Below are 13,944 nucleotides of genomic sequence, written 5' to 3' on the forward strand. Positions count from 1 at the left end.
CTGTCTGTCTGTCTTACATCTTTGCGTGAAGTACAAAGAAAGGCTACTATAAAAAATAGTATTATAACAGACAAAGGACTATGAAATTTTCCCAGGGATTAGGCGTAATTCTAGGAACAACAACCCTAGCTTTAGTACAATACCAACCCGTATCTGCCTTAACTCCTGTACAAGTTAATGATATCGCTAAACCAATCACCGTCATGATTGGAGGATTAGATGGTAAGGGTTCAGGAGTAATTATTGACAAAAATGGTAATACCTACACTGTGCTAACAGCTAATCATGTGGTGAAAAAAGCGGGATATGGTGTTTATGAGATTATCACCCATGACGGGCAAAAATACCCGATGGAAAACAAAGCTCAAATTCTGGGAAAATTAGATTTAGCCTTAGTCAGATTTACCAGTTCTAAAAATTATCCCCTTGCTAAAATTGCTGATTCTCGCACAGTTAAAGAAGGTGCAACGGTATATAAATCTGGATTTCCTATTCCTTCTATTTCTAATAGTCAACAGCGAAATTACTTCTTTTTAACATCCCAAATCACAGCTAGAGGAAGGGGAGAAAATCTGGGATATGATTTATTTTTGAGTGGGAGTCCAAGACCGGGGATGAGTGGGGGACCAATATTAAACGACCAGGGGGAAGTAATTGGTATTTATGGTAAGGCTGAATTTGGCAGAAGTGAATCAGCGTTAGCAAGAGATGGTGTTCAGGGAATACCGACGGAAAAGTGGCCAGGTTATTTGATTGCTCAAACTTTTACAGAATGGTGTCAACAAAAAGCCAATTTATCTCAACAGAGAAGAAGAACGGTAGAAGTATTACTACAAGTTGCTAAAACCCAAAATTGTGGTCAAGCTAATCAAACGCTGACTAAATTGACTAGCCTTTACCTTGAGGAAAATCAAATTAGCGATATCAAACCTTTGTCTAATCTGACTAATTTGACTGAGCTTTACCTTGAGGAAAATCAAATTAGCGATATCAAACCTTTGTCTAATCTGACTAATTTGACTTTGCTTTCCCTTGAGGGAAATCAAATTAGCGATATCAAACCTTTGTCTAATCTGACTAATTTGACTGAGCTTTACCTTGAGGAAAATCAAATTAGCGATATCAAACCTTTGTCTAATCTGACTAATTTGACTTTGCTTTCCCTTACGGTAAATCAAATTAGCGATATCAAACCTTTGTCTAATCTTTTGTCTAATCTGACTAATTTGACTTTGCTTTACCTTGAGGGAAATCAAATTAGCGATATCAAACCTTTGTCTAATCTGACTAATTTGACTTTGCTTTACCTTGAGGGAAATCAAATTAGCGATATCAAACCTTTGTCTAATCTGACTAATTTGACTGAGCTTTGGCTTAAGAAAAATCAAATTAGCGATATCAAACCTTTGTCTAATCTGACTAAATTGACTAGCCTTTACCTTGTGGAAAATCAAATTAGCGATATCAAACCTTTGTCTAATCTGACTAATTTGACTAGGCTTCACCTTGATAAAAATCAAATCAGCGATATCAAACCTTTGTCTAATCTGACTAATTTGACTAGGCTTCACCTTGATAAAAATCAAATCAGCGATATCAAACCTTTGTCTAATCTGACTAAATTGACTAGCCTTTACCTTAGGCAAAATCAAATTAGCGATATCAAACCTTTGTCTAATCTGACTAATTTGACTAGGCTTCACCTTGATAAAAATCAAATTAGCGATATCAAACCTTTGTCTAATCTTTTGTCTAATCTGACTAAATTGACTACCCTTTCCCTTGATGGAAATCAAATTAGCGATATCAAACCTTTGTCTAATCTGACTAATCTGACTAATTTGACTATCCTTTCCCTTACGGGAAATCAAATTAGCGATATCAAACCTTTGTCTAATCTGACTAATTTGACTTGGCTTCGGCTTCGGGAAAATCAAATTAGCGATATCAAACCTTTGTCTAATCTGACTAAATTGACTATCCTTTCCCTTGAGGGAAATCCACTTGTCTCTAAACAATGTCCCCTGCAACCAGAGTCTATTTGTAAGTTTTAGTATTGTAGGGTGCGTTAGGATGAAATCCGTAATGCACAGAATCATTGATAATGGTGCGTTACGCTGTCGCTAACACACCCTACTGAGAATCATTGATTAAATAGCCATATAGGCACAAGAATAAATGACTCGCTTTATACCTCATTTTACCCATAATCCTTGATCATGGTGCATTACTATTGAGCAAACCCAATCAAATCCCCAGTCGGTTTTAACCGACTTGAGCTTTCAGACAGGGAATTTATTCCCTGGCTGTCTGTCTGTCTTACATCTTTGCGTGAAGTACAAAGAAAGGCTACTATAAAAAATAGTATTATAACAGACAAAGGACTATGAAATTTTCCCAGGGATTAGGCGTAGTTCTAGGGACAACAACCCTAGCTTTAGTACAATACCAACCCGTATCTGCCTTAACTCCTGTACAAGTTAATGATATCGCTAAACCAATCACCGTCATGATTGGAGGACTAGATGGTAAAGGTTCAGGAGTAATTATTGCCAAAAATGGTAATACCTACACCGTGCTAACAGCCAATCATGTGGTGAAAAAAGCGGGATATGGCATTTATGAGATTATCACCCATGACGGGCAAAAATACCCGATGGAAAACAAAGCTCAAATTCTGGGAAAATTAGATTTAGCTTTAGTCAGATTTACCAGTTCCAAAAATTATCCCCTTGCTAAAATTGCCGATTCTCGGACAGTTAAAGAAGGATCTACGGTATATTATGCAGGGTTTCCGGCAGAAACCGCAAATCAACCGCGTAATTATCGTTTTATACGAGCCGATATAACAGGCAGGAGTCAAAATCAAGAAGGGTATGAATTATCCTATAATGGATCAGCTTTACCGGGGATGAGTGGAGGTCCAGTATTAAATGAAGAAGGTCTTCTAATTGCTATTCACGGTAAGGCGGAAACCCGGTCTATTATAATTCAAGGTGTTCAAAGAACTGAAATTGTAGGAGTTCAGGGTATCCCGACGGAAAAATTCCCCAATTTAATTAGTAATATTCAAAATAATATTCAAAATAATACCCAAGCTCATACCCCTCGTAATAATCCTAGTCCTAGAACTGAATCTAAACCTGTCACATTAGCTAATACCCCTCCTAATAATCCTAGTCCTACAAATAAACCTACACCTGTCATATTTCAGAAATTAGAATCATTGTTAAAAGCAGGAAAATGGCAAGATGCAGATTTAGAAACTTGGGAATTGATGAAAAAGTTGACTAAACGAGAACAGGAAGGATGGTTAAGACTTGAAGATGTGAAAAATTTTCCCAGACAGGAATTGCGAAAAATGGATCAATTATGGGTAAAATATAGCAATGGCAAATTCGGCTTTTCTGTACAAAAGCAAATTTGGCTGGAGTTGGGTGGTAAGTTAGATGGAAAACCTGACTGGGATACTTTTCAAAAGCTAGGCTCCCGCGTTGGTTGGAGAAAAAATAATGAATGGCTTAGTTACGATAGTTACACCTTTAGTACGAATGCACTACCGGGACACCTGCCGGCGTTATTGGTGGTTAGGTATGGGTTATTTGTACCGGGGGGGGAGGATGAGGGACGCTCTTTTCTCTTCTCTAGACTATAACCCATAAGCGTTACACAAGATTATAAGTATTTCTTATCAAAAAATAAACAACCGATTTATTAGGCTTTGGGGATTTAATAGCTTGTAGCGACTGTCTTGATTGTCAAGCGATCGTTAAGGAAAAATTTAAAGTCTAGGAAAAAAGTCAGAAAATAGAGGAGAAAAACAGAACAGAACAAAACAGGTAAATTATAGGTTGCCATAAATTACCAAACTAGATTGGAGGTATAAAAACGACAGTAGAACTTTATGCAGAAATTGGTTGTGAGTCTTGAGAAATAGACCAAGGAAGATGATCTCGAATCATCGCATTTAAAATAACTAACATTTTATGAACGCAAGCAGTAATGGCCAATTTTTTGGGTTTACCACGTTCAACCAAGCGCTCATAAAAAGTTTTGATAACAGGATTATGACGCATGGCAACAACAGCACCCATATAAAGAATGGCACGAACATGGGCGCGACCACCATTAATCATGCGCTTACCTTTGTGCTGACCACTATCATGATTAATTGGTGCAACACCAACTAAGCGAGAGATTTGTTTGGCAGTTAATTGACCTAATTCTGGTAAGTCAGAAACTAAAGTGGTAGAAATTACTTGACCAATGCCAGGAGTAGTTTTGAGTAGATTGACTTTATCAATCCATTATTGATTATTTTGGGTCAACGTCTCAATTTCTTGATTGAGTTGTTGAAGATGTTGCTCAAGATAATCAATATGGGATTCAATATCTGTCAAAGCTTTACCACGAGCGCGGTCACGGCGATTCTTTTCCGCTGTAGACATTTCTACTAATTGTCTTCGGCGACTAATTAATTCGCCTAATTGACGTGACATTTCACTTTCGATTGCTAACACCTCCGGTTTCATTGCTTCACCGAAATGCGCCAAAATCTGTGCATCAATGGCATCGGTTTTGGCTAACTTACCTGTAGCTTTAGCAAAGTCTCTTCCCTGACGAGGATTGATTAATGCTACTGGTAAAAGAGCCGCTTGCAATTGAATGATTAATTCTGTTTCTAGTCCTCCTGTTGCTTCCAGTACGATTAGGTTTAAATCGTTAGATTGAAGTTGCTTAACTAGATTAGCTATTTCTGTTTCAGTATTAGCAAATTGAAATGCTTTACCCATTGGACGGATATAAACATCAAGTGTTGCTTTACTTACGTCAATGCCTACCCATTGGGAGATATAATCCATTTTTAACTCTCCAATTTCAATTACTTCTTTTTAATTTGTTTTGTTTTTATTCATCCCCTTGATTTCACTCATCCTTGCACGATACGGGCTATATTATCTATGTCTTTGTTCATAGTTTTTACCCCAGGCGACTGTTCGAGTTCTGTCATGGAGATTGTTGTGGTGATCCTTGCTACAAAGCGGTCTTTTCTGACCCAGGTTGGGACGGTCTACCACTTCTTCTAACATACCTCTAAGATACAAGGTTGGGTTGAGGTACGAAACCCAAGATAAACGTCGGGTTACGCTGTCGCTTAACCCGACCTACAAAAAATAGATAAAGCTGAATGGTTGGGTTGAAGCATGAAACCCAACATGAACGTCGGGTTGCGCTGTCGCTTAACCCGACCTACTTGTACTCATTAACGGCGAATTTTTTTGGCTATACCAGGCCAATTTTGATCAGCTTTTTGAATATTTCCAGGAATGTCCTTTTCCCAGCGTTTTTGAGTGTCCAAATTAACATTTAAGTACAACTTACCGTTGACAATTTTCCACGCATTAGGGTCAATAGGTGCAGTATATCCTCTACTGACAGCCCAAGCACAAAATCCTCCATATTGAGGAGCGTATTTTTCAGGATTTTTAATAAATAAGTTGCGGTTTTCGGCTGTAGAAAATCGCCAATTTACATTCTGCCATTTATAGGTGAAATTATCATTACCCGCAATGGCCTTTCCTTGTTGAAAATAGGCTACAGCATCAAAACCTTTTAAAACAAAAGAGTCTTGGACATTAAACACCTTACCAGCCAGCTTTAAAGGGGTATTAACCGGGGTATTTTGCCCTTGAATAGCATTTGAATCGAAATTACCATTGGCAGCGGGTTTAAGGCTGGAAGTTAGGGTTGCGTTGGTAGAATCAGCACTACAACCTGAAGCTAATCCTACTATGAATATTGAGGATGTGATGAAAGCGAGAAAGTTCTGGTGATTCATAAAAATGTTTATTTGTTTTAGGACAATATCAGGTTCTTACCCCACCCTAACCCTCCCCTTGCAAAGGGGAGGGGACTCAATACTGTTCGGTTAACGAAAATTTCCACGTAAACAACCTATTGTATAAAACCAAAAAATCATTGAAAATGTTGGGTTTCGTTCCTCAACCCAACCTACGTATTTTTGTTTTTTAGTCTTAACCGAACAGTATTGGGAGGGGACTAAATTCCAGTTTCCCCCATTATCAAGGTGAGAGGACTAGATTCCGGTTTCCCCCCTTTGCAAGGGGGGACTAAGGGGGGTAAATTCCGGTTTCCTCAAGAGGGAATTTTTTGAACAGATGTTAAATAGAATTATGGAAAAGTGGCAAGAATAAATCCCTAAGAAATTCTCGGCCATTTACCAATCCATTCTCCACCGCGAAAACGCCACCGGGGAAATAATAACCGCATGACTACCCAAGCAGATAAATAAACGGCTAACCAAACTAAACCATAATGTTGAGTAAATCTGATGAAATCAAATTCACTTTTAGGAATATGCGGTAAACCGATATTGGCAATTATTAAACCTAGAAATACCCCTTCTATAACTCCTGCACAAAGTTGAAATACTCCAGGCCAGTCATGGTCCCAGAGATATTTTTGCAGAAAATCATATAGGATATCCCAGGCAATGCCAAATAAACCCACATAAAAGACGACCCAAAAGTAAACTAAGTTAGAGGCAATGCCTAAATATCCCCCATAAAAAAGCAGAGAAACTAACATTCCCACCGTTGCTAACAAAAAAATTCGTGTTTGCCAGCGTCCGAATAAAGTTGGAGTCATGATGATTTTATTATCCTATAATATGTGTAAGAGGGTGTTTGAAAAGTTTTTAATGTATAAACAGACCCCTCTCCAAACCTCTCCCCGAAGCGGGGAGAGGCTTTGAAAACCCCCTTCCCAGCCTTCGGCACGCTGCGCTAACGTAGGGAAGGGGGCAGGGGGGTTAGGTTTTTGGAGATTATCGGTTTCATCTAATACTTTTAAAACATCCTCTAAATTAAGGCTTTTGATTCAATGCCCATTTTAGCCATTGCCAAAGGGAATAAATTCCCTGAATATAGCGGACTCCTGGAGCTTTTGCAGCCGCCAATGCTTCCATAGAACGATGGGCAGCATATTGTAGTCCTAAAAATGTGTCTACGGGGGCGTAGGGACCGCCTAATGTGATAATTCCTGCCCCATATATGCGAGAACGATTATTTCGCAGTTTTTTGATTTCAAAGTTGTTTTCTACATGAAAACGTCCTTGTGGGTTTAGTTCTAAATCGTAATGCAGTATTAGGTCTTTTAAAAATGGACTTTCTAAAGGATTGGAAATCAATCCTGTACAGTCAATAACAAAATCAGCAGTTAGGGTTTTTTGACCTTTGTTAGTGACTACATGAGTAATAACTTGACCTTGGGAATTACGTTCTAGTTTGGTGACTACACCATAACGAATTTCATACCATTTCTGGGCTATTCCTTGACGAATAATGTCGCGCCATTTTTTGCGACTGGCTGTGGTTGTTCCCCCCCAACCCTGTAATAATTCCCTTCGTCTTAACGGGTCAGCAGCTTCTAACATTGTCCGCATATCACCCCCCCAAGTTCCTTTTGGCCAGTTAAAAGGTTGAAATTCCCAATCATTTTCTACATAGCGTTTAGCTTGCTCAAATTGATTACCTTTGCGCGGTTCTCGGTTTAAATGAATTACCTGAATATTCCCTTGCATTTTCCGGGCTTCATACAGCCTTTCTAATATTTGTGAAGCCACAATTCCCGACCCTCGAAGGACAATAGTACCGCCCTTTTTTTCTAATTGTTGGTAAATATGATCATGGGGTTCATAACCTTGAACTACAGTTCTCTTATTTCCTGTTTCTTCAGGATATTGTTGACGATATTGTTCTAGGTCTTCTAGTAATTTAATTGCTGGATAACCTGTGCAGAGATGGACATATTTAGCTAATAAAAATTGGTGATTTCCGTCTTCTTGGTTGGAAGTAGAATAGGCAATACAATAACGCCCATCTTCTGTTTGTCGTAGACTACGAATACTGCCATATTCTAACATTTTACCCCAACCAATGCGATCGCTCTCCCGGTCCATTGACTCAAATACATCTTTGCCACGAGGGGTGTAGGTATCTGCATAAACAGGTTCAGCAAAAACTTGCCACAAAAATCCTAAAGCTGCACCAACTTGTCCAGAAAAGAAGGCTCTCCAAGCATCTCTTAAAGCATATCCTGGCCACCCCCAAATATTATCAGGACAGGAATCTGAACCCGAACGAATTCGTTTATGTCGGGGAATTTGACAATTTTTTAGTAAGCTTTCATAGCGTTTATAAGGTTTATCTTGAACACTCAAAACTTTAATATTTTCTGGTTTAACTCCCGCAATTCTCAACATATCCACCCAAACAAAACTACCCATTCCTCCTCCACAGGCAACATATTCTGTTTCTCTGACTAAAATACCACTGCGACGAATAGCTTCCGGGGAAACCTTTTCTGCATTCCAAAAGTTGAGATTATAGGGAAAACCCGCAGGTTGAGTAAGTACAGCGTCGGGAGTTTGCTGTTCTAAAGCATCCGTATAAGGGTTAAAAATGATGGATGATTGAGAATCTGGTAATTTCCGCACCCTAGATACAGGAATAATCTCAGATTGGGGGTTAAAAATTGTGGAATTATTTTCCAGTACAACGGTAGCATTCTCATCCTCAGATCGAATGAGAATAACGGTAATGGTATGATTACCTATTGCCAGTCTATCCCTACTGTTTAAAGTCCGACGTTGTTTAAGTAGCTTTTCACCGTTAACTTCAGTCCCATTGGCGCTCTTGTCTTCTACATAAAGCTGATTGTTTTCTAAGGTAATTTGAGCATGAAACCGAGAAATTTGCTTATTAGAGTCCAATAAAACTACAGGAGACACCGTTTCACCATTGAGGACGGCAGGAAGTTGAGTTATATCTCGTCCGATAGCTACCGGCAGGGTAAAAACCTGTTCTTCCTGCTCCTCTGTCAGTTTATTTTCAGAAATCAGCTTGATTTGCATGGTTTTGATGCTCCTATTTACACCTTAATATCTGATGGTCTGACTCGGTTTGAGTCAATTGATACTATTAATACATCAATATTTTCCCCTATTTCCATAAAAATACCGAAAAAACCTTAAAAAAACTTTATTTTTTATTCCCTATTTCATAGATTAATCGCTACATATCCAGAGATTAAGATGCGGTAAGCTAACAAAAGCAGTTTTTACCCTCAGAACAATGACAGCAAATAGTCCGACGATTTTGGCTTTAGACTTTGATGGAGTGGTTTGCGATGGACTAATTGAATATTTTGAGGTAGCATGGCGTACCTACTGTCAAATTTGGTCGCCGGTTAACGACACACCACCGGATGATTTAGCTTTGAGATTCTATCGCTTACGTCCTGTAATTGAAACAGGTTGGGAAATGCCCGTTTTAATTAAAGCCTTAATTGAGGGGTTTTCTGATGATCAAATTCTCCAATCATGGACAAACATCACTCCCCAAATCTTAGCAGCAGACAATCTAGAAGCAAAAGCAGTTTCGACAAAATTGGATCATCTACGAGATGAATGGATTCAGACAGATTTAGATGGTTGGTTAAGTCTGCATAGATTCTATCCGGGTGTGATAGAAAGACTCAAAATAACTCTTAAAAGTGAAATACAGTTATATATTGTCACTACCAAAGAAGGGCGATTTGTCAAGCAATTATTACAACAAGAAGGAGTTAATTTACCACCAGAAAATATTTTTGGTAAAGAAATAAAACGCCCAAAATATGAAACCTTGCGCGAATTAATCAAGAAAGCAAATATCCAATCTGCAAGTTTGTGGTTTGTGGAAGATAGACTAAAAACATTACAATTAGTCCAACAGCAATCAGACTTAAATCATGTCCAACTTTTTCTCGCAGATTGGGGTTATAACACTCAATCGGAACGGGAAGCAGGGAAAAATGATTCCCGTATTCATTTAATATCACTTTCTCATTTTAATCACGATTTTTCCACTTGGTTATAATCTATGTATTACCTAGATCCCCGACTTCTTAGAAGGTATTTGAAAGGTAGTTACTCAGTTACTCACTCCCCCCCTCTAAAATTATCGAAACCCTTGATCTCTCGTTAAAGATAGGGGGGAGTGCGAACAGTTACTTTGAAAAGTATTAGATGAAACCGATAATCTCCAGAAACCTAACCCCCCTTTCCCCCTTCCTTACCTCTCCCTAGCCCTCTCCTAAAAAGAGGGAAGCAGAAAAGCTTTTTTTAGCTGGAAGGGGGGTTTCAAAGCCTCTCCCCGCTTCGGGGAGAGGTTTGGAGAGGGGTTTCTTTATACATTAAAAACTTTTCAAACATCCTCTTAGAGAAGTCGGGGATCTATTTTCTATTTTCTCAATCAGATCAATTACTTCTTGGTAATTAGAAATTCTTTTTTGTTGTTGAAATAAATTAGCTGCTGTTTTCAAATCAGTAATTGCCCCCTGCTTATCACCTAACTTATTACGAGAAATTCCTCGATTTTGGTAAGCTTCAGGAAAATTAGGATTAAGACTTAATGCTTTGTTATAATCTGCAATTGCCCCTTTTAAATCTCCCAAATCATGAAGAGTAAATCCTCGATGATTGTAAATACCAGGATAGTTAGAATTAAGACTAATTGCTTTGTTATAATCTGCAATTGCCCCTTTTAAATCTCCCAACTTATAGCGAGATATTCCTCGTTTATAATAAACTTCAGGAAAATTAGGATGTAACCGTAAAGCCTTATTATATTCTTCAATAGCCCCTTTTATGTCTCCAAATGTATGACGGTTAATTCCCTGATGGAAATATACTATTGCCTCTTTCAGATCAGATTGTGCTAACAGGGATGATTTTATTCTAAAATCGGAAATATTCGCTAAATTCCTAGCACTCACTTTTTGACTATATAATATAGTTCCTAATATGAGAGTTGTAATTGTTAATTTCCATTTTTTCATGACGCTATTTTCCCAATTATTAGCATACAGTTGTTACAGCAGTTTCCAATTATATGAGTTATATCTTAGCCCCCTCATCGCACCCCCCTAAATCCCCCCGCAGCGGGGGGAAGAAAAGGATAAGCTTTTGATACTGGAGGGGGTTGGGGGTGGGGTTCTTGTACCTCATAACATCGGGAAGTGCTGTAATTATATAGCATTGATTTACATCAACACAAATACACCCAACGAATATGCTTGATTTAACAAAAATATCGAGACAAATGCAAGGTTTCAGTCAACATTTAACTTCAGAGGTGGCTGCAAGTCATCAGCGGTTGGAGTTAGCACAACAATATTTAAAAAAAGCTTTTGAGTGTCAAGAACAGTTAGTTAAACGTCAAGAAGAATGGCGAAATCGGATTATTTTTGCGAATGCTACACCCATTGAACCTCTCGAAACCTGCATTACTATTCCTGTTCCCCCCAAAGTTCATACTGTTATTTCTACAGATGGTTCGCAAATTTCCCCAAATCATCACGAAATTGCGTATTGTTACTTACTAAATATTGGGAGAGTGGTTTTGCACTATGGTCAAAATCTTCACCCGATTCTCGATAGTTTACCGGAGGTATTTTATCGCCCTGAAGATTTATATATATCGCGTCAGTGGGGCATTAGAACTGATGAATGGATGGGTTATCGGCGTACCGCTTCCGAGGCTACAGTATTAGCGGAACTGGCTTGCAGTGTAAAGACAGAATCTCCCACTTTAGCAATGATAGATGGTTCGTTAATATACTGGTTTTTAGATCAGTTACCGATGGATGCACGGGATATGATTTTACCTCCTGTTTTAACAGCTTGGCAACAACTCCAACAAGCTAAAATTCCCCTCATGGGCTATCTTAGTGCCTCTCGTAGCACCGAAGCCACCAACTTTTTACGCTTTTTAGCTTGTCCTCACCCTGTCCCTGATTGTATTACCCATTGTCCCAATCAACTAGAATACGTACCTTGCAAAAAATTTGATACTTTGCGCGATACAACCATCATGACCACCCAACTTCAACCTGGACAAAGAGGACCATTATGGCGGAGTAATGCCCGAATTTTAGAATTGTATGACGAGCAAATTATTTATTTTTGTTACGTCCATGTCGGGACGGAAATTGCCCGGATTGAAGTTCCTGCTTGGGTTGCAGAAAATTCCATCATGTTTGATCAAGCACTAGGGCTAATGTTGGCACAGGTACATAAGGGGTATGGTTATCCTGTGGCGATCGCCGAAGCGCATAATCAGGCTGTAGTCAGGGGTGGTGATAGAACCCGGTTCTTTGCCCTTTTAGAACGACAAATGATTAAAGCTGGGATCAAAAATGTCGGGATTTCCAACAAAGAAGCAAGAAAACGCGGCAGTATTGCCTAAACTCAGGTTGTAAATGGAGTTTATCTTTTTGGTCATTTTGTGCGAAAGTATAGATATAAGTAAGTCATGGAATAACGAACCACAGAGGCACAGAGAACACAGAGAAATGCGGGTTTGAGAGATATTTTGCGTAAGTCCTGTCATTTACTCAACTCAATTATTTTAACACCGCTTTAATTCAGATAATAAAACTACAATTTCATCTATTGCTGTTCTCATGACTTTCCCCGGTTGTTCAGATTGATTTACCATAATACTAAAAACCAAGGGTTCATAATTGGGTGCGTTCATATATCCAGATAGAGTAGAAATTCCTGTCATTGAACCTGTTTTTGCTTGCACTATTCCCGCAGCCGCAGTATTAAGAAACCGATTTTTTAGACTACCTTTGACACCAGAAATAGGTAAAGAAGCCCGAAAAACTGCTGCTTGAGGTGATTTACCAATTCCTTGTAAAAGTTGTACCAATGCTGCTGGAGTCGTTAAATTTTTCCGAGATAAACCAGAACCATCTACAATGACATAACCTGCTGGTGCAACTTCTAATTGAGTTAAAGTTTCTCTGACAACTTGTAATCCGACATCAGCCGTATTTTGATTTTTTTCTGCTGGTTTCTTAATAGCTAAACTTCTGAGTAAAGCCTCAGCATATAAATTATTACTATTCATATTTGTCTCTAGTAATAATTCCGATAAAGGTGGAGATTCTACTGCGGCTATTTCTTTTTCTTGTTGATTTTGACTAAGATTATTACTGACAGTTTCTTTAACAGTGATTCCCTGTCTAGATAAATTTTGGCGAAATTGTCTGATAAAATTAGCAACTGGATCAAATACGGCTAAACCTGTAATCTCTGGCTGGGAATTTATAGCCAATTGTCCTTTGATTCGCAGAATTTGTCCTTTTAAGTCACGATTTACTTCTATAAAACTGGGTTTATCGGCTTCAGTAGTGACGGAATTATTTTCGATTTTCCACCGATATGCTTCTGTTGGTTCTGTCCATTTTAATTTTAATGGTTCTCCAATAGTTTGTGGTAAAAAAGTTAATACAGTAGCATTTTCATTAAGAATAAAACTGTTAATTGGTGCGCCATAATCAGCTTGAATGTCTTCCCATTCCCAACTAGGATTAACTACTTCACCTTGCCAATAACTATCATCAGCAATTAACTGATTAATTTGCCTAATTCCCTGCTTATATAGTTGTTTCGATAATATTGTTAATTGAGCATTTTTGAAACTAGGATCTCCCCTTCCCACGACACGCAAAACACCATTACCATCATCATAAATAGAAGTACGAATCCGAAAATCTGCCCCTAATTGTTGTAATGCTGCTGCTGTAGTAAATAGCTTCATATTAGAAGCAGGAATAAAATATTTTTGGCTATCTTGACTATAAAGAATCTTTTCTGATGATAATGGTTTAATTAAAATCCCCCAACGGACTCGACTAAATTGAGGATGATTGATAATAGTATTAATAGCAGATGATAATTGAGCAGGACAAATTGATTTTATATTCGTAACTTCTGGAACTGGTGTTTGTGCCTTAGCTATTTTTTGAATACTACCAATATTAATAGAAACAAATAGTAATATCAAGCTGAAATAATTCTTTTTTGACATA

At 38.3% G+C, this 13,944-nt stretch carries 9 protein-coding genes and 1 pseudogene; 4 read left to right on the plus strand and 6 right to left on the minus strand.

Features of this window, described 5'->3' with window-relative positions; all coding sequences use genetic code 11:
* The first annotated feature begins 80 nt into the window (after positions 1-80).
* Positions 81-2,054, plus strand: coding sequence for a leucine-rich repeat domain-containing protein (locus NG743_RS14825; RefSeq protein WP_257120332.1), 1,974 nt, complete (start codon positions 81-83; stop codon positions 2,052-2,054).
* Between the two features lie 332 nt (positions 2,055-2,386).
* Positions 2,387-3,655 (plus strand): GUN4 domain-containing protein, encoded by a 1,269-nt coding sequence (locus tag NG743_RS14830; RefSeq protein ID WP_257120334.1) that lies wholly within the window; start codon positions 2,387-2,389, stop codon positions 3,653-3,655.
* Positions 3,656-3,902: 247 nt separating this feature from the next.
* On the opposite strand, the pseudogene NG743_RS14835 reads toward NG743_RS14830, so the two are convergent.
* The 4 genes and pseudogenes from NG743_RS14835 to NG743_RS14850 form a co-directional block, all read right to left on the minus strand.
* A pseudogene (locus NG743_RS14835) lies at positions 3,903-4,862 on the minus strand (IS110 family RNA-guided transposase).
* 401 nt (positions 4,863-5,263) lie between these two features.
* Positions 5,264-5,839 (minus strand): YHS domain-containing (seleno)protein, encoded by a 576-nt coding sequence (locus NG743_RS14840; RefSeq protein WP_257120335.1) that lies wholly within the window; start codon positions 5,837-5,839, stop codon positions 5,264-5,266.
* 380 nt (positions 5,840-6,219) lie between these two features.
* Positions 6,220-6,669: a hypothetical protein gene (locus NG743_RS14845; protein WP_168466577.1), complete on the minus strand. Its 450-nt coding sequence runs from the start codon at positions 6,667-6,669 to the stop codon at positions 6,220-6,222.
* 217 nt (positions 6,670-6,886) lie between these two features.
* Positions 6,887-8,935 carry an FHA domain-containing protein gene (locus NG743_RS14850; RefSeq protein ID WP_257120336.1) on the minus strand — a complete coding sequence of 683 codons (2,049 nt, stop codon included), beginning with the start codon at positions 8,933-8,935 and terminating at the stop codon, positions 6,887-6,889.
* A 220-nt stretch (positions 8,936-9,155) separates the two neighbouring features.
* Between NG743_RS14850 and NG743_RS14855 the strand changes: the two genes are divergently transcribed.
* Positions 9,156-9,941, plus strand: a complete 786-nt coding sequence (locus NG743_RS14855) for an HAD family hydrolase (RefSeq protein WP_257120338.1) — start codon at positions 9,156-9,158, stop codon at positions 9,939-9,941.
* A 316-nt stretch (positions 9,942-10,257) separates the two neighbouring features.
* Here NG743_RS14855 and NG743_RS14860 read toward each other — a convergent pair whose 3' ends face one another.
* Positions 10,258-10,902 (minus strand): tetratricopeptide repeat protein, encoded by a 645-nt coding sequence (locus NG743_RS14860; RefSeq protein WP_257120339.1) that lies wholly within the window; start codon positions 10,900-10,902, stop codon positions 10,258-10,260.
* A 233-nt stretch (positions 10,903-11,135) separates the two neighbouring features.
* Here NG743_RS14860 and NG743_RS14865 point away from each other — a divergent pair, with 233 nt between their 5' ends.
* On the plus strand, positions 11,136-12,311 hold the full coding sequence (locus NG743_RS14865) for a DNA double-strand break repair nuclease NurA (protein WP_257120340.1): 1,176 nt from the start codon (positions 11,136-11,138) through the stop codon (positions 12,309-12,311).
* Between the two features lie 162 nt (positions 12,312-12,473).
* Here the strand turns inward: NG743_RS14865 and dacB are convergent, their stop codons facing one another.
* On the minus strand, positions 12,474-13,943 hold the full coding sequence (dacB, locus tag NG743_RS14870; protein ID WP_257120341.1) for a D-alanyl-D-alanine carboxypeptidase/D-alanyl-D-alanine endopeptidase: 1,470 nt from the start codon (positions 13,941-13,943) through the stop codon (positions 12,474-12,476).
* Between the last annotated feature and the right edge of the window lies 1 nt (position 13,944).

Origin of the sequence: Dolichospermum heterosporum TAC447, from assembly GCF_024584745.1 — a bacterium.
GTDB classification, from domain to species: Bacteria; Cyanobacteriota; Cyanobacteriia; order Cyanobacteriales; family Nostocaceae; genus Dolichospermum; species Dolichospermum heterosporum.